Genomic DNA, 21,156 nt, shown 5'->3' with positions numbered 1-21,156 from the left:
TTACCTCTGAAATATGTTCTGTTGTTATGTCAGGCGCGGATTATAAAGAGCATCCCATCAATTGCCTATGGATGCAGGTAACATTTTTTTAAAATAAAATGAGCATTAGCAACAAAAGTTAAAGGCGCACAGCAAACTCAGGGGACTGACACAGCACGCAGTGCGTGTGTTCAGGCGTGAGAGCATGGAAAGTACGTTTGCAGCTTTCGCAGGTGAGCGTATACGCCGCACTATGCCGCGTTGAGGCGGGTTCCACGTCAAACCGCAGCCGCAGCGCCTGATGCGGACATACCGCCGCACAGCCGCCGCATCCCGTACAACGCGCCGCCGCTATCGTCAGGGTATTGTCGTCAAACTGGATAACATTTTCCGGGCAGCTTCGCCAGCAGGCGCCGCACATCCTGCACTCTTGCGGACTGATTTCGGGTACGCATTCGCTGAACGCGGAAAACGCCTGTCTGAGACGCCGTTTCCCCGGCTCGACGGCGCACGGGGTAATGGCGTCGCGCGGAACATGAAACAGAGTGCGCCGCGAGGCGTTAATCTCCGCGCCGACAACGTGTTTGAAAGACCAGCCCGGCTCGCCGTAGCGGCGCAGCGCTAAATTTAGCCCCGCCAGCGCCATCAGCCACTGCGCCGATCGCTCCACCGCAATATCAATAAAGCGAATACCGTACTGGCTGTGCCAGAGAAGCAGTTCATCGACCGTTGGCGCCTGTAGCGAAAACGGCCCCACCAACGTATCCCCCTGCACAAAGCGTTTAACCGGTTTGATACCGGTAATGGCGTCAACAGGACAGACAAACAGACAGTCGCCACAGGCTATGCAGCGCGTCGTATCTATGCTGACCTGCCCCTGCGCCAGCGAAAACGCCTGCGCCGGACAAACATCGGCGCAGGCGCGGCAGGAAGAAAAACGAAAGCGACGACGGACGCAGGCCTGCGTCACGTCTACCGCCGGATCGATCGTCAGGTTAACCATCAGCCAATACTAAAGAAGACGTAGCGCAGCATAATCTCGCCGATAAGCAGCAATACGCTGCCCGCCACCAGCGTCCCTCTGGCGTTTCGCAGACCGCCTGCGGCAAAGCAGAGCATTCCCGCCGCTGAGACACACCAGCCGAGAAGATAGACGTCACGCAACTGCGCCAGCGCCTGTAGCGGATGATGCGGGAAAGTGACGACCGTCGTATCCACCGCATTAATATCCGCCAGCCATAGCGGCTGCATGATCAGGCGAATCAGCACCATCAGTGCGACCACCACCACAGCGCAGCGCATTGCGGTGCCAGCGTTGCGCAGATAAGCCAGCGCAATGACTACCGAGCCGATAATGCCTGACGTGCCAAAGAACAGCGCCAGCGTGTTGCTATGCTGCCAGGTCGCCACCGAGGCATGGATATAAACCTGCGCCATGCAGAATACATCCACCAGCCCGAACGCTGCCGCCAGCGCCAGCAGCGGCTGCCAGCCTGGCTTTCGGAAAAACAGTAGCACAACCCCCAGTCCCAGCGCCGCCAGATAAAGGCTGGCAAAGACGATTTCGCGACTCAGCCACGAACTGGCGACATGACGTAACGCGTTTAGCGCATTCAGGGGATAGCCCATGTGCAGCGCTGAAGCAAGCAGCCCCACGCAGGCCAGCACAAACGCCCCCGCCATCGCGGGAAGCGCGCCGCGTGCAGGCACGCGTCCCTCTACGGCGTACTGGCGGCCCAACGCCAGCCACAGAGTCACCCCCACAGACCCTTGCAAACAGAGCGTAAAAATCAGCAGCGGTAACTCATGCATGGCGTTTACCCTCTTTTTCTGCGCCCTGATGCGCTTTTACAACCAGATTAGGCTTGGTTATGGATGAATCTGGCAGCCCGTTAACGTCGCATACGCTACCGTACTTCGCACGCAGTTCATCAATCGGGCCAAACTTGATGGCCTCCAGCGGACAGGTCGCGACACAGACGGGCGGTTCACCTTTCGCCAGTAAATCAACGCACATGTCGCACTTGGACATTTGGCCGGTCTGCTCGTTAAGCTGCGGCGCGCCGTAAGGGCAGGACCAGGCGCAATAGCCACAGCCGACGCATTTGTCGGTATCAACGCGCACGATGCCGTCGCCCGGACGTTTATGCATAGCGGTAGTCGGGCAATTTTTGGTGCAGACAGGGTCCGCACAGTGGTTGCAGGAAATGGAAAGCGTATAAGCAAATACATTATTGCTGACCCCGCCCTGCCCGGTCGGGATGAAACTTCCGCCCTTGACTTCATAGACGCGGCGGAAACGACGGCCTACTTCCAGATTGTTTTTGTCTTTGCAGGCCACCTGGCAGGCTTTACAACCGGAGCAGCGTGAGGAGTCGATGAAAAACCCCAGTTGTTTATCGCTCACCGGCGGGTAATGTGTAAACTGACTCATGCTTTAGCCACCTCCACCAGCATGGTTTGATGTGAATTTCCCTTCGCCAGCGCGGTAATACGGGCCGAGCTGAGGACGTTCGCACAGCCGCCTTTATCAATACCGTTCTCATCCGGCTGCCACCAGGCGCCAGCCTGCATTGCGACAACGCCGGGAATAATGCGCGGCGTCACTTCCGCCGGGATTTCGCAAATCCCGCGTGAGTTATGAATGCGCACCATGTCGCCATGCGTAATGCCGCGCTTTTGCGCATCCTGCGGGTTGATCCACAATGTCTGCTGCTGCACTTCAATCAGCCACGGATTAGCGTATTGCGTTGAGTTGGCGCGGTTTTTTCCTTTCCACGTAATTAACTGAAGCGGAAAATCTTTCGCCAGCGCATCCTCCGGGCCTTCATGCGCGGGAACGTAGTGCGATAACGCCGGGATTTCCGGATGCTGCATGTCGTACAGGCGCTTCGAGAAGATCTCTATTTTCCCTGACGGCGTCGGGAACGGATGATTTTCCGGATCGCGAATATTGTCTTCAAAGGCGATAAATGGCGCGCTTTTGAACAGATGCTGACGGGTCTTTTGCAGCGTGGCGAAATCCGGCAGATTTTCGTCCGGCATCGCCAGGCGCGTCTGTTCCCAGATGTGTTCAATCCACGCTTTCTCATCGCGCCCCTGGCTAAATTCATTCTCAATGTCTAATTTCGCCGCCACCTCACGTAGCCAGTCGTAGTCGGAGCGCCGCTCAAATTCAGGCTCGATCAGTTTTTCAGAGAGTATCAGGTAGCTTGCCGTGCCCCAGGTTTCACCGATGTTCCAGCGTTCCATAAAGCTGGTTTCCGGCAGCAGTAGATCAGCGTATTTCGCGCTCGGCGTCATAAACAGATCGCTGGCGACAATAAACTGGATCTTTGATTCATCCTCCAGTACGCGTACCGCCTGGTGCAGATCGGGGTTCTGATTCGCCAGATAGTTCCCGGCCAGCGAGAACAGAATACGGATGTTACTGTCCAGCTTATCGGCATCTTTCAGTCCAATATCCGGCGTCACTTTGCTGGCGTCGTCTGCGGCCTGCACCCAGTTCATCACCGAAATTTTGGCTTTTACCGGGTTATCCGGCATCTCCGGACCCACGGCGAATTTACGGTTAGCGCAGCCGCCATAACCCGCAGCCCAACCGCCTTTGATGCCGACATTACCGGTAATGGTCGCCAGTAGAGTCGAGCCGCGCGCGGTGCGCTCGCCGCAGTTGTGGCGCTGTGGTCCCCACCCCTGAATCAACGCGGCGGGTTTGGTATTCGCGTAATCACGCGCTAACTGGCGTATGGTTTGCGCCGGCACATGGGTGATCTTTTCCGCCCACTCGGGGGACTTAACGACACCGTCTTTGGCGCCGGTCAGATACGCCACCAGCGATTCGTTAGCCGGTACGCCTTCCGGCATTGAGTCTTCGTCAAAACCGATAGCGTAGCGCGCAATAAATGCGCGATCGTGCAGATTCTCGCTGATGATGACGTACATCATCGCGTCCATCAGCGCATTGTCGGTGGTGGGCAGCAGCGGGATCCACTGATCCGCCAGCGACGAAACGGTGTCGGAATAGCGCGGATCGACCACGATAAACCGCGTACCGTTCTGCTTCATCTTCTGCAAGAAATAGTTGGTATGACCAAAAATGGTCTCCGTCGGGTTATGGCCCCACAGAATCACCAGTTTGGTCTCCAAAAGCGTATCCAGCGAACTGCCGCTGGCGGCAATGCCGTAAGTATAAGGCGTTGCGGCCGCCGTGTTGCCCATACTCACAGAATGGTAGCTTTCGAGATAGCCGCCGGTCAGATTCAGCAGGCGACGCGCCATTTTATCGCCGGAAAAGGTGCCGCCGGAAACGGCAGTGCCAACATGAACATAGCGCGAAGCCGGGCCATATTTTTCAGTAATCGATTTTAAATTATCGGCGATTAAGGTTGTCGCTTCATCCCAGGAAATTCGCTCGAATTTTCCTTCACCGCGTTTTCCTACGCGCTTCATGGGATATTTAAGTCTGTCAGGATGATAAACAAATTTACGGTATGCGCGTCCACGAACACAGGCACGCATCACCGGCATTTGCGCATCCAGCGCATTATCCGGTCGCGTTGAAATTCGCGTCACGATACCTTCACTGACATGCGCCCGAATATCGCATTTGCCCCCGCAGTCAAAAGTGCTGCATGTCTGGACGACTTTTTCCGCAGGCCTGTTTTCAGTTGCCGTCACAGCGCGCGCCTGAGCGGTAGCTGGCGAGGAGACAAACGGTAACGCAATAAGCGCGGAGCTGGCCTGGATAAAATGGCGGCGAGAAATAGCGGGCTGTTCGCCATTTCCCTGGCTTTTTATATTTTTCATGATCCGACTCGTCAAATAAAAACCCATTCTCACGTTTTTAAGTGTTAGATCTCTTGATATTTATCAAGCTCCCTCATTAAGGGTAATTCCGGAAAATTAATAATTCTCATTAACTTTAAATTAAATGAAATTCATAATTTATTCTGAAGAGTTGTTAACGTATTAATTCAAAATTAACCGCTGCAACCTGACCGGACTCATCCATTACGACAAGTTGATAACGTCCAGCGATATTGAGTAATAAAGAAAGACGATTATTTTCGCCATTAACAGGCTCGCCATTTAAAAACCACCAGCGACGCCCTTTACCGCCGGTAGTCGAGACGGGCAGCGTGACGTTTTCCTGGCCTGGCAATTGCCTGATCACCGCGCCATCCCTCACTCCTGACAGCATTAACGGCGCGGCATCATTGCCCTGTAGCGGCGGACAGTGAGCGGACGCCGCGGGCAAGCGGGCGCTACGTCTTTCCGCAGGCGGCAGCCACGGCTCCAGCGGCCGCGGCCAGACGATAAACGTATGCGCACGCGCCTGCGGACAGTCGGCAGCGACACGCCGCCCCGTATCATCCAGCCAGACCGGGAAACGAATACCGTTGATGTCTTCCTGCTCAGGTAACAGCAGCGTGGGCGGCTGGCTGTCATCAAGCAGCCATGTCGCCAGTCGGCGGCGACAGTTGCTGTCTCCGGCAGGCAGAGTCTGTCCGCCCGGCCAGCAAATGACGCCGCGGCTTACCGTCTGCGGACGCGGATCTTCCGGCAGGCGTCCCGTATGCGCCAGTAACAGATTATTGACCTGGTTAAGCAATGGCACCGCGCTGGCAAAACCAAATTGCCCCACCACAGGCGTGCCGTCGGGCCTGCCTGTCCAGATACCGATGATATAGCGCGCGTTAACGCCAATAGCCCACGCATCGCGATAGCCGTAGCTGGTGCCGGTTTTCCACGCCAACGACACAATGCGTGGCAGCGCGTTATCCGGCAAGGGTTGCGCTTCATCCGCCATAATCCGTCGAATGATCCACGCCGCTCCCGGCGACATTAATGGTCTTTCCGACAGCGGATCGTCCGGCTGTAACCGTAGTTTCGCCGCTTTCCCATGACGAGCGAACGCGCTGTATGCCGCCGCCATCTCGTCAAGCCGCGCGCCCGCGCCACCCAGAATCAGCGAAAGATTGGGCGCCGCGCCAGCAGGCAAATATAGCGGCAGGCCGACGTTACGCAGTTTTGCCGCAAATCGTTTCGGCCCATAGGCTTCAAGCACCTGAACGGCAGGCAGATTCAGCGAGCGTACCAGCGCGTCGCTCATGCTGACCGGGCCGTGAAATCCGCTGTCGAAGTTTCCCGGGCGGTAATCTCCGGTGCGGCGCGGAACGTCCTGTAATAATGATGCGGGATGGATCAAGCCGTCATCCAGCGCCAGACCGTACACAAAGGGTTTAAGTACCGATCCCGGCGATCGGATCGCCGTTACCATGTCGACATGACCAAAACGACTGTCGTCATTAAGGTCTACCGATCCTACCCAACCGCGCACGCTCATATCGGTATGATCGACGACGATCATCGCCAACGAACTGCGTGCAGGCAACCGCCCTTTCCATGCCCGCGCCAGATCTTCCAGTTGCCGCTGCAACCCGGCGTCCAGCGTGGTCACAATTTTGTCGTTCTGGCTTTTACTCAACATCATTCGGGCAAAAAGCGGCGCCAGTTGCGGCATTTGACGCGGCGCCAGCCAGACCGGCTCTTCACGCGACTCGCGTACCGTTTCGGCAGGCCAGACGCCCTGCGCCGCCATCCGATCCAGCACTTTATTTCGTGCCGCTTCAGCTCTCGCTGGCCAGCGGTCGGGACGTAACCGGCTCGGCGCCTGCGGCAATACGGCCAGCAGCGCCGCGTCAGCGTAGCTCAGGCGCGCGGGCGGCTTGCCGAAGTAGGCCCAGCTTGCAGCGCCAATACCCTGTAGCGTGCCGCCGAACGGCGCGCGGTTCAGGTACAGCGTCAGGATATCGCGCTTGGACAAATGCCATTCAAGCTGGAGGGCGCGCCAAAGCTGGCGGATTTTACCGCCGAACGTGCGCGAATGTGGGTCCAGCAGTCTCGCCACCTGCATAGTCAGCGTACTGCCGCCGGAAATAACGCGCCCGGCGGTAAGATCCTGCCATGCCGCGCGCGCGACGGAGAAAGGGTTAACGCCAGGGTGCCGCCAGAACCAGCGATCTTCGTAATTGATTAGGGCCTCCAGGTAGCGGGGAGAGACCTCTTCAATCGTCACCGGATAACGCCAGATCCCCCCGGCGTCGGCAAAGCGCCACAGCGGCGTACCGTCATGGGCTACCACGACCCGCGCAGGATGGACCTCATTGAGCGGCAGCGGCCAAAGTTTATCCGCCGCCCATAACGCCAGAAGAATAAAAAGCGGCGCGCCCGCCAGCCACAGCCAGCGGCCACGTTTACCACGCCAACCGTTCATTTAAGGCGTCACAATCAGCAGCCCCTCGCTCGCGCCGGTTGCCCGCCACTGAGGCACGTACATCGATTCCACCTGCGGTTGCGCAAGCTGGTACGTCCCCGGCGTTACCGCGCGCGCCAGGTAGACCAGCGTCACGGGCTGGCCCTCATTGACAACGACGGCAGCCACAAACCGATCGTCGCGGAATTCCATATACTGAATATCCGCCTGCTGCATCTGATTAAGCAGATTTTGCACTTCGCTACCGCTCTCCGGCAGGCTGGCGCTGCTGTCAGCCAGATTCTGGTTTTCCAGCTCCAGTCCGGCCGGGAGCAGGTCCACCACCAGCGCATCCGGCACATTGCGATCGGCCACTACCGTTAACCAGACCAGCACCAGTTCGCCGCTACGCAACGAGGACAGCGATTTGCGCTGACCATCGGTCCCCAGTATTTGTCGTTCAATCTGCAAAACGTTGCTGGCAGGCTCAGGCGCAGATGAGGGATAGCCGCTGCTATCCAGACGCAACCATAGCGGCTGGCTACCGGTGTTCGTCACCTCAAGGGCGGCCAACTGGTCAGCATCCAGATTACGGGTCAGCGCCTTGTCGCCCGACAGCGGCTGCGCCTCTAACGAGGTCTGCGCCTGCCAGGCGCCCGCACTGGCCTGTCGCGAATGCGCGGCGAGGAACAAGGCATTGTTCTCCTGGGTAGAGAGCCAGCGCTGACCGAAGGCCTGCTCAGAAAGCGAGCTTAATAGCGCATTTTGCGCGTCCGGTCTGAGGTTGTTCTCTTCCAGTAGCGACAACATCAGAGCGTTATCGCGCAGAGAACTGCCGTAATCCGCTATCCATTGCCGTTCGTCCTGACGCGGCGTATTCAGAGCCAGCGTAATGGCCTCTTCGCCGCGTCTGGCATCACCCATCGTGTTTAACGCGATGCCCAATTGCATCAGCGGCAGTCCTGAAGCCGCCTGACTACGGCGCTCCCAGATTTCGCGCAGCGCGCCGAGCGGCGCTTTCTGCTGACGCGCCAGTACCAGCGCGGCGTAAGCCTGAGCGGCAAAAGTACTGGCCTGGGTATTATCGCTATAACGAATCAGCATCGTACCGGGATCCTGCAGATAGCGCAGCAGTCGCTCATTGCCCCGGTTAATGGCCTCCGGCGGGACGCTATATCCCTGCTCGCCCGCGCGAATGAGGAAATCCATCGCGTAGGCCGTTAGCCAGGGCTCTTCCGCCCCATTTTCATCCCATAGCGCAAAACCGCCGTTATCACGCTGCATCTGTAGTACCCGTGAGATGCCGATATCCACTGCGGCGCGCCGTTTTTCATCGCTATCGCCGGTAATACCGAGCGACTGCAATTGAGCGGCATTGGTATACAGCGCCGGGAATAACCCGCTGGTGGTTTGTTCCAGGCACCCGTACGGATATGCTTTCAGCTCGCGAATGTAGCGCGCCAGATTGAGCGGCGGTTTTCCGCTTAATAGCAGTTGTCCCTGTAACGTGGCTGGCGAGACGTTTGCCAGATGCTGCTCTGGTACATGCCAGCTCTCTCCCGGCGCCAGCGCAATGCCACTATTTACCGTTTGGGCAGGCCAGGCCGGACGCACGCCGATTTGCCACTGCTTATGCTGCGCGCCGAGGGTTTCTCCCGGCAGATTCAGACCGCTAATGGTCGCCTGGATTTCGCCTTCGCCCAAACCTTCCAGCGCGCGTACCGGAACGAATAAGGTGGTGCGCACGCCCGGCGCCAGGTTGACCGGTTGCGGCTGCTGGCTAAGCAGTTCCAGTAACCCACTGGCGGCGAGCGCAATATTCAGCGTCTGCGGGCGGTCGGTCAGATTGGTGACGTCCAGCACCAGTCGCGAAACATCCCCTCCCGCCAGAAAACGCGGCATATTCAGCTCGGCAATCACTGGCGCGGCGACAACAACTTTGCTTTCGCCGCGACCAAAATCGTCCGCTGTCCATGCCTGCGCCATAACCCGCAGTTCGCCGTTAAAGTCGCCAATCGGCAGCGTTACGACCCCTTCGCCCTGCTCATTGAGCGTGATCGGCTGCGCCTGCTGCGCGATGATATTGACATGGTTTACCGGCGGTTTTCCGCCGCGCTTAAGGTCGTCGCCATCGCCGCCAAAACGCAACGCCGCCAGCCGCCCCTGCCCTTCAATGACCTGGCCGTAAATATCGTAGATATCCGCACCGTAGCGTTTTTGACCGAAGAACGCCTGCCACGGGTCCGGCGTCGCGTAATCGGTGATATTCAATACGCCGCTATCGACCGCGGAGACCAGCACGTTGATCTGTTTTGGCATTTCGCCGTGTTTAACGCTGGCTTTCACCCTGACGGTGAGCGGCTGATTCGGGCGCATTTTAGCCGGGCTTTCCAGCGCCAGATCGAGGCGGCGGTTTTCATCCCCCAGCGGTAGGTGTAGTAACCCTACGGCGCGTTTTGGCGTCGCGGAACGAGATTTATCGCCGGGACGCACCACCAGCGTACTGAGATAGAGATCGTGGCGATTCCAGGTTTTATCCACCGGAATCGTGAGCTCCAGACCTTGTGCCGGCACATCGATCGCCTGCCACCACAGCGGACCATCGCTGGACTCCACCATCGCATAACCTTTACCGGCGACCGGCGCGGCGATATGCAATTTCATGGTATCGCCTGGACGATAATTCGCTTTATCCAGTTTGAGGGTGACGCGATCCGGACGCGCCGCGCCGCTACCGTCGCTGTTATCCTGCCAGCTATAGCCGGCCCAGAAACGAACGCTGCTGACCGTCTCATTCGGCGCTTTGACCTCCAGACGGTACGCGCCCCATTCCACCGGGAAGCTGACTTTTCCGGTTTCATCCGCGTTCAGATCCAGCGTCTGCTCGCCCTCTACCAGATCTTTTTGATCAAACTGCGACTGCCAGCCTTCGCTTTCCGACCAGTTCCAGTAATAGTCGCGACGCTCGCGGATGAGCCGCACCTGTAAACCAGACACCGCTTTTTTCTCGCCCTGCGCGTTGGCGTAAACAATATCGAATGCGGCGTTGCTGTCTTCGTCGACAATCGGTTGATTAACGGTGGTATCCATACGGTAGTCGTATACCGCTTTGGCGGCGAACTGTGGACGAATTCCCGGTAACGTATCGGCAGGCCAAATCGCCTGCTCTACGCGACGAGTGACCGGACGACCGCCAGACTCCAGCAGGCTGGCCTGTAGAATTACCTGCAGCGGCGAATGCGCTTCTTGCCACTGGCTGGCAGCACTCACTTCACCACGTCCGCCTTTATCCAACGTCAGTTGAACTTCGTCCAGGCTGCGCGCAAGATTCTCTTCGGCAATATTGCCGAACTGGAAGCCAGGCAACGCCGCGACAGCGTCGCGCAGGGGACGCAGGAAAAGTTGCCCTTGCAGGGTATTGCCGTTAGCAGGCGCGCCATACAAGTAATAGCCGACAACGGAGAATTTCACCTCATCCGCAGGCGACAGCGGTGTTTTTTGCGCCGTCAGGTTGAGCGCCATCCGCTCCGGCATAAAGTCTTCCACGTGGAAATCCCAACTCCGCAGCAAATTATCGCCGGTGTTGGCGCGGACATGCCACAAGCCAGTCGGCGCGTTGATATCCAGCGGATAATTCAAACGGTATAGCCCGTTTTCCGGCTGGCTGACGACGGTACGCATCACCTGTCCGTCTGGTTTTACCACTTCCAGCTTAACGGGTTGATCGGGCAGCGTTTTACCGTCGCTATCGCGCAGTAATCCGTTGAGGATAACCGTTTCGCCCGGTCGGTAGAGATCGCGCGGGCCGAACATAAAGAACTGCTTGCTGTAGCCGGGCGCGCCAGCGACATTAAATTCCGACAGATCCAGAGCCGGAAGCGTGAGATCGAGCAGCGTAGTCTGCTCCTCTTTACGCGCCAGTAATAGCGCCGCCGCTTTATCAGCTTCCAGTTGCACATGTCCCTGCGCGTCGCTCGTCGCCTGCGCCAGCGTCTGACCTTTATCATTCAGAAGAACGATCTCAATTCCCGACTGCGCCGCGCCGTTTTCCAGGCTTTGCGTAAAGATATCCAGCCGATTATGGTAACGGTGCGCGGACACGCCGATATCGCTAAGGGTAAACAACGTAGCGGCATTACTATAGTTGTAGTGTCCAGCCTGATTCATTACCGCCACATATACGCCCGCCTGTTGCAGCGGCTTAATATCGCTTAATGGCAGCAGCAGTTTCTCACGCGTATTGCGCGCCGGATTAAGATCAAAACGACCGGTATAAACCAAATCCGCCATTTTCAGCAGATTGTCGGACTCCCAGTTAGAGAGAGAACTACGGTACTCCCACTGGCTGACAAATGACGCCAGCGATCCGGGCTTAACGCGGAAAAAGTTCACATCAACGTGGTTGACGTTAAGCGCCATGACCGGCAGTCCTTCCGCGATTTTCCCCGGTAGCAGCGATCCCCGGCTGGCAAAGCCGACGCTGGGCTGGACATCACGCGTGGTAATCGTTTTTTCATAAGACTTGCCGAAGGTGGCGTTATTCAGCGCTTTAACGGCGGGATCAACCGTGACCACCAGCACGCGTTCAGGTTCCAGATGACGTAACCTTAGCTCTTTTAAATTTGGCGCCAGCTCCCATGCGCCGTCAACGCTGCCGCTTTTCTTATCAACCACGTGAACCACACGGGAGAAATCCTGTTCAGGATCTAAAGGAATTGAAAACGTCAGCACCAGCGTCGCCGCGCCGTCGAGCTGCGCTTCGGAGGCGTCTAATAGCGTGAGCGCTTTGCCCTGGCTTTGCTGCGCCAACTTCTGTAGCTGTGCCGGGTCTTGCGCGGGCGAGGGCTGCGCTACGGCTGGCGCTTCGCTTTTAGTCGTCGGGGCGGTTTTATCGTTGTTATCGCATCCCGCCAGCGCCAGCATGATCATGCAGGCCACCACGCGTAAATGTTTCATCTTTCATCCCTGGCCTTAACGGCCTGTCAGCAACGGTTGATGAGATATTATGCGCGAGAAATTTTATTGTGTAAGTCCGTATTACTGTGATGATGCGAAAATTTTACGCAGAAATGTGGTTTCGCCAGCCAAAACAGCCTCTTCTACTTGTCCCTTTTCGGGAAACGTCCGACAATTTGATCATAATCAGGTAACAATGGAGATGCCCATGACCACCGCCTTTTTTGTCGCCGCCGACTGGCTTGCCGAACATATTGATGATCCGGAAATACAGATTCTTGACGCCCGTATGGCGCCGCCGGGACAGGAACATCGTGATATGGCGGGCGAATATCGCGCCGGACATATTCCCGGCGCGCTGTTTTTTGATATTGAAGCTCTTTCCGATCGCGCATCGCCGCTGCCGCATATGATGCCGCGCCCGGAAGCGTTTGCGGTGGCCATGCGTGAACTGGGTGTTCGCCAGGATAAACACCTGGTCATATACGATGAAGGCAATCTGTTCTCCGCTCCGCGGGCATGGTGGATGCTACGCACGTTCGGTGCCGAGAAAGTGTCCATTCTGGCGGGCGGACTGGCGGGCTGGCAGCGTGACGAATGGCTATTGCGCGAAGGCGAAGAAGCGCATGAAGGAGGCGAGTTTGAGGCGAAATTCGCGCCGCAAGCCGTGGTGCGTCTCACCGACGTATTGCTGGCAAGTCATGAAAAAACCGCGCAAATCGTTGATGCGCGTCCGGCGGCGCGTTTTAACGCTCAGGCTGATGAACCGCGTCCGGGGCTGAGGCGCGGACACATTCCTGGCGCGCTAAACGTCCCGTGGACGGAACTGGTGTATGAGGGCGAATTAAAAACCACTGACGAACTGAATGAGGTTTTTTTCAGCCACGGCGTGAGTTTCGACAGACCGATTATCGCCAGTTGCGGTTCCGGCGTGACGGCCGCGGTCGTGGTGCTGGCGCTCGCCACGCTGGATGTGCCTGACGTCACGCTTTACGACGGCGCGTGGAGCGAATGGGGCGCGCGTACCGATTTACCGGTTGAACCCGCTTAATATCTGCCATGCCGGATGGCGCTCACGCTTATCCGGCCTACCGTTCTGGCTGATTTAAAACGAATCTACATAAATTCTGTTTAAGCAGGTCACAAAAAAACCGCTCAATTGAGCGGTTTTTTTGTGCTGGTCCGGTTCGCGGCCTTTCCAGCAGGCTTTGTTGCCATAGCAACGCAGGCACACCACAGTAGGTAAATACTCCCTTTTAAGGAGAGCAAAGTCAAGTTAATTCACGACGAAACTATTCAGCATTTGAGGTATTATCTTTCCCGGCCCCCTCCGCCGTCTCGCAAACGGGCGCTGGCTTCAGGAGAGGATGTTCCATGGCCGTAAGCGCAGGCACACCACAGTGCCTGCTATCACGGCATTATCGCCAGCGGTACTGCCGTGATGCGGTCTTCGCAAGGACCGCAACATGGAGGTACGATGCTTTTGTGTCGTGCTTCTTGTTTCTGGCACGTTGTGTCTTCACGCAGACAGAAGCTACCCAGGTAATTCTGTTCCCGTAACGCTCAACGTCCAGAGCAGGTAAGCCAGGAGGCCGCCCTGTTGGGCGGCTTTCTTTTCTTCAGATGATGCGATTCTGTTTAAAATCGCGCAGGAACCCGCCCCAGCGGCGCTCGTAGAACGGTGCGATATGCTCGGTGATAAAGTGGCTGATACCCTGCTCGCCCTTCCTCACCTGACAAATATCGATCGGTTCGTCACCCGGTAACGTGTCGGTCGCCACATTGCCCGCTGCGTGAATGATCTCTTCAATATCGCCGTCAGCCTCAATGCCAATCAGTAGATTGGGTTGGGCGTCCGCATGTTCTTTAATCGCGCAGAGAAATGCGCGTTTCACCGGTTTGATGGTTTTAAACAGCGTAGTGAGGGAATCAATCATCTGCGACGGCGGCTCGGCCACTTCGGATAAAATAAGCGACTCGCCGCCTTCCAGCACTTCCTGCGTACTTAATGGACTGCCTTCCTCAGCGAGAAGCAGGCTGATTTCACGCGGCATAAACTCTTTGCCGGTCGGCAATTTAGCGTTGAGGAATAACGTTTCGCCAAGCGTCATTTCAAACAGCGTGCGCGCCGGCATCACCACAAACGCCTGTTCGTCTTCCACGGCCTGCTGCAGCGCCTCCAGAGAAGTAAAGAAGGGAATGACGGTCGTGCCGTCTTCTTTTTCCCAGTGCTGCAAATCCAGAGCGCTGTCTTCCACAATCGCCTCGCCTTCGGCAGCGCTGCCCGGCACCCAGACGGTGGACTCCAGTAAGGTACGGAAAAATGCCGGACGATGCGCGGGCTCAGTCGCCGCTTTCTCCAGCAAGATTTCTAATTCATTTTTAGTTTCGGACATAGGAATCACAAATTATGTATATGGGTTGTAGGCCTGATAAGACGCACGGCGTCGCCATCAGGCAAAATGCCGGGTGGCGCTTCGCTTACCCGGCCTACAAAAACACCGTTCAGGCGGTCAGCAGATTCGCGATGGTGCGCACACCCAGACCGGTTGCCCCGGCAGCCCACTGCTCAACCGGCGCTTTGCGATAAGTGGCGGAACAGTCAATGTGCAGCCAGCCTTCGCGGTAATTTTCAACAAAGTGCGACAGAAAACCCGCAGCGGTGCTTGCCCCAGCGGGATACGCCGCGCTGCCGGTGTTGTTCAGTTCCGCAAAGTTAGACGGCAGCTGGTTACGGTGGAACTCCGCCAGCGGCAGACGCCAGAACGGTTCATTCTCTTGCGCCGCGCTGGTCAGCAAGCGCCCCGCCAGCGTATCGTCAAAACTGAATAGCGCATGGTAGTCGTTACCCAGCGCCGTTTTCGCCGCGCCGGTTAACGTCGCCATATCAATGATTAGCTGCGGGTGTTGCGCGCTGGCGTCAATCAGGCCATCCGCCAGCACCAGTCGCCCTTCCGCATCGGTATTCATGACTTCGACATTCTTGCCATTACGGTAGCGAATAATGTCGCCCAGTTTAAACGCATTGCCGCTGATCAGATTATCGGCGCAGCACAGGAACAGTTTTACGCGTTTATTCAGCCCACGGGTAATGGCGAACGCCAGCGCGCCTGTTACTGTCGCCGCGCCGCCCATATCGGATTTCATTGAGTCCATAAAAGCGCTTTGTTTGATACTGTAGCCGCCGGAGTCAAAGGTAATACCTTTACCGACCAGGCAGGCATAAACCGGCGCATCTTTGTCTCCCGTCGGGTTGTAATCCAGCGCCAGCAGCACCGGCGGACGCTCAGAACCACGGCCTACGGTATGCAACCCCATATAGTTCTGCTCGCGCAGATCTTCGCCTTTGGTGATACGGTAAGTGACGCTATCGCACGCGACGCTACACAGCAGATCCACCGAGCGCTGCGCCAGTTGCTCCGGCCCAAGCTCTTCCGCCGGAGCATTAATGGTGTCGCGCACCCAGTCAATAATAGTCAGGCGGTTATCCAGCTCCTGACGTTGGGCATCGTCTAAATCCGGCCACATTACGGTACGGACGCCTTTTGGTCCTTTGTAACCCGCCCAGAATGCCCAACAACGCTCGGTATCCCATCCTTCGCCTGTCAGCGCGACCTGTTTTATTCCCAGGCCGTCGATTTTACGCGCCGCACGCTGGATCAACCCCAGATCGTCTTTACCGTTAAGATGCAAGGTAATACCGTCGTTATTAATACTGTAAGTGGCTTTATCGCCCCAGCGCGCATCGGCAGGCTGCGTGGAAAGCGTAATTTTCATGGCTTCTGTCATTGTTATTTTCCTTATTAGCAAACGGGCCGCCGTAGGGCAGCCCGTTATTTGACTTACTCTGCTTCATCCAACCAGACTAGCAGAATCGCCTCCAGAATTTTTTCATTGGATGCGTTAGGGTCGTCGTCAAAATCGTCCATTTCGCAGATCCACTGATGCAGATCGGTGAAACGAACGGTTTTAGGATCGACATCAGGATATGCGTCGTATAACGCTTCGCCGATCTCGCGGCTATCGGTCCACTTGAGTCCCATACTACCCTCTGTTAATGCTCACGCGCATGGTTGATTGTGTAACGTGGAATTTCGATAACCAGATCGTCGTCGGTAACGCGGGCCTGGCAGCTCAGTCGACTTTCCGGCTCCAGCCCCCACGCTTTATCCAGCATATCGTCTTCTTCTTCCGAACTTTCCGGCAAGGAGTCGAAGCCTTCACGTACAATACAGTGACAGGTGGTGCAGGCGCACGATTTCTCACAGGCGTGTTCAATCTCGATGCCGTTGCGCAGCGCAACGTCAAGAATGGTTTCACCGGTCTCAGCTTCCAGAACTGCGCCATCCGGACAAAGATCCTGATGAGGCAGAATAACAATCTTCGGCATGTTAAACCTCGTCTACGGAATGGCCTTTCAACGCGCGACGAACCGACTGGTCCATGCGGCGAGCGGCAAATTCCTGGGTTTGTTTATCTACGTTTTTAATGGCTTGTTCTATGGCGTCAACATCATCGCCTTGTGCGACCGCGCTTAAATGTGCGGCGGCATCATCAATGCATTGACGTTCTGCGGCGCTTAGCAGCGCGGCGTCGGCAGTTAGCGCGCCGGTCAAACTTTCCAGCACGCGCGCGGCTTCGACTTTTTGCTCCGCCAGCATACGCGCTTTCACGTCCTGCTCGGCAAAACTCATGGAATCCTTGATCATCGAGGCGATTTCGCTATCGGTCAGGCCATAGGAAGGTTTGACCTGAATGGAGGCCTCGACGCCGGTGGATTTTTCCATTGCGGTGACGCTCAACAGGCCATCGGCGTCTACCTGGAAGGTCACGCGAATATGCGCCCCGCCCGCCGGCAGCGGCGGAATCCCGCGCAGCGCAAAGCGCGCCAGCGAACGGCAGTCCTGCACCAGTTCGCGTTCGCCCTGCATCACATGGATAGACATCGCGGTCTGACCGTCTTTGAAGGTGGTGAAATCCTGCGCGCGCGCCACCGGGATAGTGGTGTTGCGCGGAATGACTTTTTCCACCAGGCCGCCCATCGTTTCCAGCCCAAGAGAGAGTGGAATCACGTCCAGCAGCAGCATTTCGCTGTCCGGCTTGTTGCCGACCAGAATATCGGCCTGAATCGCTGCGCCGATAGCGACCACTTTATCCGGGTCGATAGCGGTTAACGGCGTGCGGCCAAAAAATTCGCCCACCCGCTCACGAACCAGCGGTACACGGGTCGAACCGCCGACCATGACCACTTCCAGAACGTCCTGGGGCTCAACGCCGGCATCTTTCAATGCGCGACGGCAGGCCAATAGCGTGCGCTTAACCAGCGCGGAAATGAGATCGTTAAACTGCTCGCGAGTGATCTCCCCCTGCCAGCCCGCAACGTTAACGCGAACGGTATCGGCATCGCTTAAGGCGATTTTCGCCGCAATCGCGGCATCCAGCAGTTCGCGCTGAACGCGATTGTCGCTACGATCGGCAATTCCCGCCTGCTCACGAATATAGTCCGCCAGCAGATGGTCAAAGTCGTCGCCGCCGAGCGCAGAATCACCGCCCGTCGCCAGCACTTCAAACACCCCGCGGCTCAGGCGTAAAATAGAGATATCGAAGGTACCGCCGCCGAGATCGTAAACAGCAATAACGCCTTCTTTGCCTGAGTCCAGACCGTAGGCAATCGCCGCCGCCGTCGGTTCGTTGAGCAGGCGCAGTACATGCAGGCCCGCCAGCCGCGCGGCGTCTTTCGTCCCCTGACGTTGGGCATCATCGAAATAGGCGGGAACGGTAATCACCACGCCATCCAGCTCGCCGGAGAGCGATTCGCTAGCCCGCGCGGCCAGCGCTTTGAGAATATCAGCCGATACGCGTACCGGATTGAGCAATCCAGCCGCCGTGTCAATCATCGGCAGCCCATTAACGCTTGCCTTAAACCGGTAAGGCAGATGCTGATAGCGCGCCTGGATATCCGCCAGCGAGCGTCCCATCATGCGTTTCACAGAGCTGATAGTGTTGGCCGTATCCTGCGCGGCATTGTCACGCGCAGCGTAACCGACCGTATGGCCCTGCTGCTGATAGTGAACCACTGAAGGCAACAGGTGGCGCCCTTCGTGGTCAGGCAGAGTTTCCGCCTGGCCGCTGCGAACCGTCGCAACCAGAGAGTTGGTAGTGCCTAAGTCGATGCCCGCCGCCAGACGACGCTGATGCGGCGCGGCGCTCAGACCAGGCTCACTAATTTGTAATAAGGCCATGTTAGATTCCAGTTAAAAATCGAGCAGCTTTTCTTCGAGTTGTTCTGCGCTGCTTCGCAGTTTATCGAGAAACCGCAGTTTGCGCACCGTATCCGCCGCCGCGTCCCACGCGGCGTTGTCCAACTGTTCCACCATTTGCTGAAGACGAGCATCAAACATCTTTTGTACGCGTTTGATGAAGCTTTCCAGCCGCACGTCGTCTTTTGATTGTTCGATATCGTCCAGCTCTTCGCGAAGCGTGAGTTGTTCCATCAGAAACGCGGTGTCGCGTACCGTATGTTGCTCGCTGGCCAGATCGAACCCGTGTAAGGAAAGCAGATACTCCGCGCGCGTCAAAGGGTGACGCAGCGTTTGCCAGGCCTGGTTGATCGTGGCGGATTGCTGGACGGCGGCAAGCTGCTGCGCCTGAGTGCCGTTGGCAAATTTGTCAGGGTGATACTGGCGTTGCAGATCCTGAAAACGAAGGCTCAGCGCCTGGGTGTCAATCTGATAACGGGCTGGTAAGCCAAAGAGGGTGAAGTAATCCATAACATTCTCAGGGATAGCCTGTCAGAACAAACCCCACACGCAGGCGACCACGGTGGGGTTATACCTTCTTACTTCGCGCCGCAGATGCGTTGTCTGCGCGGGTTCCCCCAGACACTGACTCAAATAAGCGCCTGGGGATTCACTCGCTTGCCGCTTTTCTGCAGCACGAATGCTCGGTATAACAGCGGAACACGGTTACACGTGGAAGCTTTCGCCGCAACCACACTCATCTTTCACATTCGGGTTGGAGAATTTAAACCCTTCGTTCAGACCTTCTTTTACGAAGTCCAGCTGTGTACCGTCCAGAAATTGCAGGCTCTTGCCGTCAACCACTACCTTAACGCCTTTGTCTTCAAACACGGTGTCTTCCGCCGTTGGCTCGTCAACAAATTCCAGTACATAAGCCATACCTGAGCAGCCGGAGGTTCTCACGCCCAGACGCAGACCAAACCCTTTACCACGGTTGGCCAGGAAGGTATTAACTCGCGCTGCTGCACTGTCGCTAAGTGTAATCGACATAACAAAACCTCAATGTTAACGTTCTATTTTATTTCGCTTCGCGTTTGCTTTTGTAATCCGCAATAGCGGCTTTAATCGCGTCTTCCGCCAGAATAGAGCAGTGAATTTTCACCGGCGGCAGTTCCAGTTCGTCTGCAATGTCGGTGTTTTTAATCGCCTGCGCTTCGTCCAGGGATTTCCCTTTCACCCACTCCGTTACCAGAGAACTGGAAGCGATAGCGGAACCGCAGCCGTAAGTCTTGAAGCGCGCGTCTTCAATGATACCTTCATCGTTAACTTTAATCTGCAACTTCATGACGTCGCCGCAGGCCGGAGCGCCAACCATGCCGCTTCCCACGTTATCGTCGTTGTTGTCAAACGACCCTACGTTACGCGGGTTCTCATAGTGATCGATTACTTTTTCGCTGTAAGCCATTATAAATTCTCCTGATTCCGATACCGATTAATGATGTGCCCATTCGATGCTGTTCAGATCCACACCCTGCTTGTACATTTCCCACAGTGGAGAAAGGTCACGCAGACGGCCAATGGATTTACGAACCAGATCAATGGTGTAGTCGATCTCTTCTTCAGTGGTAAAACGACCTAAAGAGAAACGGATAGAGCTATGCGCCAGCTCGTCATTCATGCCCAACGCGCGCAGCACGTAGGACGGTTCCAGACTGGCGGAGGTGCAGGCGGAACCGGAAGAGACCGCCAGGTCTTTCAGCGCCATGATCAGCGACTCGCCTTCAACGTAGTTAAAGCTCACGTTGAGAATGTTTGGCGCGCCCTGCTCAAGGTCGCCGTTCAGGTAAACTTCTTCAATATCTTTGATGCCGTTCCAAAGACGGTTACGCAGACCGCGCAGACGGGCCATTTCGGTCTCCATCTCTTCTTTCGCGATACGGTAAGCTTCGCCCATGCCGACGATCTGGTGAACAGGCAGAGTACCAGAGCGCATACCGCGCTCGTGCCCGCCGCCATGCATCTGCGCTTCAATGCGAATACGCGGCTTACGACGCACATACAGCGCGCCAATGCCTTTCGGACCATAAATTTTATGACCGGAGAAGGACATCAGATCCACTTTCAGTTGGCTCAGGTCGATAGGCAGTTTGCCCACGCTCTGGGTGGCGTCAACGTGGTAGATGATACCGCGCACGCGGCACATTTCGCCGATGGTCGCGATATCCTGCACCACGCCGATTTCGTTGTTCACGTGCATGATGGAAACCAGAATGGTGTCGTCACGCATCGCTGCTTCGAGCTCGTTGAGATCGATGATGCCGTTGCGCTGCGGCGCCAGGTAGGTCACTTCAAACCCCTCGCGCTCAAGCTGACGGCAGGTGTCCAGCACCGCTTTGTGCTCGGTCTTGCTGGTGATGATGTGCTTGCCTTTTTTCTGATAAAAGTTGGCAGCGCCTTTGATCGCCAGGTTATCAGACTCCGTCGCCCCTGAGGTAAAGACGATTTCACGCGGGTCAGCGCCGACCAGTTCAGCAATCTGGTTACGGGCGATATCTACCGCCTCTTCAGCCTGCCAGCCGAAACGGTGTGAACGAGACGCCGGGTTCCCAAAGGTTCCGTCCAGGGTCAGAAACTGCATCATTTTCTCGGCAACACGCGGGTCCACCGGCGTGGTTGCGGAGTAGTCGAGATAAATCGGTAATTTCATTGCTCTTAAACTCCGTA

At 56.6% G+C, this 21,156-nt stretch carries 17 protein-coding genes; 2 read left to right on the top strand and 15 right to left on the bottom strand.

The window, feature by feature from the left end; genetic code table 11:
- Window positions 1-118 precede the first annotated feature (118 nt).
- The 6 genes from LCS67_RS06185 to LCS67_RS06160 form a co-directional block, all read right to left on the bottom strand.
- Window positions 119-982 carry a 4Fe-4S binding protein gene (locus LCS67_RS06185; RefSeq protein WP_000247781.1) on the bottom strand — a complete coding sequence of 288 codons (864 nt, stop codon included), beginning with the start codon at window positions 980-982 and terminating at the stop codon, window positions 119-121.
- Complete coding sequence (locus LCS67_RS06180; protein ID WP_000544885.1) at window positions 982-1,791, bottom strand: dimethyl sulfoxide reductase anchor subunit family protein; 810 nt, start codon at window positions 1,789-1,791, stop codon at window positions 982-984. Before LCS67_RS06180 ends, LCS67_RS06185 begins: the two co-directional genes overlap by 1 nt.
- Complete coding sequence (locus tag LCS67_RS06175) at window positions 1,784-2,413, bottom strand: DMSO/selenate family reductase complex B subunit (protein ID WP_000077436.1); 630 nt, start codon at window positions 2,411-2,413, stop codon at window positions 1,784-1,786. Before LCS67_RS06175 ends, LCS67_RS06180 begins: the two co-directional genes overlap by 8 nt.
- Window positions 2,410-4,788: a DMSO/selenate family reductase complex A subunit gene (locus tag LCS67_RS06170; protein WP_053258926.1), complete on the bottom strand. Its 2,379-nt coding sequence runs from the start codon at window positions 4,786-4,788 to the stop codon at window positions 2,410-2,412. Before LCS67_RS06170 ends, LCS67_RS06175 begins: the two co-directional genes overlap by 4 nt.
- A 154-nt stretch (window positions 4,789-4,942) precedes the next feature.
- Window positions 4,943-7,258, bottom strand: a complete 2,316-nt coding sequence (gene pbpC / locus LCS67_RS06165; RefSeq protein ID WP_080183799.1) for a peptidoglycan glycosyltransferase PbpC — start codon at window positions 7,256-7,258, stop codon at window positions 4,943-4,945.
- On the bottom strand, window positions 7,259-12,193 hold the full coding sequence (locus tag LCS67_RS06160) for an alpha-2-macroglobulin family protein (RefSeq protein ID WP_080183800.1): 4,935 nt from the start codon (window positions 12,191-12,193) through the stop codon (window positions 7,259-7,261).
- 208 nt (window positions 12,194-12,401) lie between these two features.
- Between LCS67_RS06160 and sseA the strand changes: the two genes are divergently transcribed.
- The gene (gene sseA, locus LCS67_RS06155; RefSeq protein ID WP_000205241.1) at window positions 12,402-13,244 is read left to right on the top strand and encodes a 3-mercaptopyruvate sulfurtransferase; all 843 of its coding nucleotides are present in this window, start codon (window positions 12,402-12,404) and stop codon (window positions 13,242-13,244) included.
- Between the two features lie 415 nt (window positions 13,245-13,659).
- Window positions 13,660-13,776, top strand: a complete 117-nt coding sequence (gene timP, locus LCS67_RS22790; RefSeq protein WP_350406992.1) for a small toxic inner membrane protein TimP — start codon at window positions 13,660-13,662, stop codon at window positions 13,774-13,776.
- A 36-nt stretch (window positions 13,777-13,812) separates the two neighbouring features.
- Here the strand turns inward: timP and sseB are convergent, their stop codons facing one another.
- The 9 genes from sseB to iscS form a co-directional block, all read right to left on the bottom strand.
- Complete coding sequence (gene sseB, locus LCS67_RS06150) at window positions 13,813-14,589, bottom strand: enhanced serine sensitivity protein SseB (protein ID WP_001522413.1); 777 nt, start codon at window positions 14,587-14,589, stop codon at window positions 13,813-13,815.
- A 109-nt stretch (window positions 14,590-14,698) separates the two neighbouring features.
- Window positions 14,699-15,982: an aminopeptidase PepB gene (pepB, locus tag LCS67_RS06145; RefSeq protein WP_000133546.1), complete on the bottom strand. Its 1,284-nt coding sequence runs from the start codon at window positions 15,980-15,982 to the stop codon at window positions 14,699-14,701.
- A gap of 53 nt (window positions 15,983-16,035) precedes the next feature.
- Window positions 16,036-16,236: a Fe-S cluster assembly protein IscX gene (gene iscX / locus LCS67_RS06140; protein WP_000523623.1), complete on the bottom strand. Its 201-nt coding sequence runs from the start codon at window positions 16,234-16,236 to the stop codon at window positions 16,036-16,038.
- A gap of 11 nt (window positions 16,237-16,247) precedes the next feature.
- Entirely contained in the window at window positions 16,248-16,583 is a 336-nt protein-coding gene (fdx, locus tag LCS67_RS06135) for an ISC system 2Fe-2S type ferredoxin (RefSeq protein ID WP_001124466.1), read from the bottom strand.
- A gap of 1 nt (window position 16,584) precedes the next feature.
- A complete protein-coding gene (gene hscA, locus LCS67_RS06130; protein ID WP_031568472.1) occupies window positions 16,585-18,435 on the bottom strand; it encodes a Fe-S protein assembly chaperone HscA in 1,851 nt (616 codons plus the stop codon).
- A gap of 12 nt (window positions 18,436-18,447) precedes the next feature.
- Entirely contained in the window at window positions 18,448-18,963 is a 516-nt protein-coding gene (hscB, locus tag LCS67_RS06125) for a co-chaperone HscB (protein WP_000384398.1), read from the bottom strand.
- A 195-nt stretch (window positions 18,964-19,158) separates the two neighbouring features.
- The gene (iscA, locus tag LCS67_RS06120; RefSeq protein WP_000028952.1) at window positions 19,159-19,482 is read right to left on the bottom strand and encodes an iron-sulfur cluster assembly protein IscA; all 324 of its coding nucleotides are present in this window, start codon (window positions 19,480-19,482) and stop codon (window positions 19,159-19,161) included.
- Between the two features lie 28 nt (window positions 19,483-19,510).
- Window positions 19,511-19,897, bottom strand: coding sequence for a Fe-S cluster assembly scaffold IscU (gene iscU, locus LCS67_RS06115; RefSeq protein ID WP_000331704.1), 387 nt, complete (start codon window positions 19,895-19,897; stop codon window positions 19,511-19,513).
- A 27-nt stretch (window positions 19,898-19,924) separates the two neighbouring features.
- Complete coding sequence (iscS, locus tag LCS67_RS06110) at window positions 19,925-21,139, bottom strand: cysteine desulfurase (RefSeq protein WP_000775267.1); 1,215 nt, start codon at window positions 21,137-21,139, stop codon at window positions 19,925-19,927.
- Between the last annotated feature and the right edge of the window lie 17 nt (window positions 21,140-21,156).

It is taken from the genome of Salmonella sp. A7, from assembly GCF_020181675.1.
In the GTDB taxonomy this organism is placed as follows: Bacteria; Pseudomonadota; Gammaproteobacteria; order Enterobacterales; family Enterobacteriaceae; genus Salmonella; species Salmonella enterica.
Note: the sequence above shows the minus strand (reverse complement) of the source record. Positions and strands in the feature narration are given on the sequence as shown.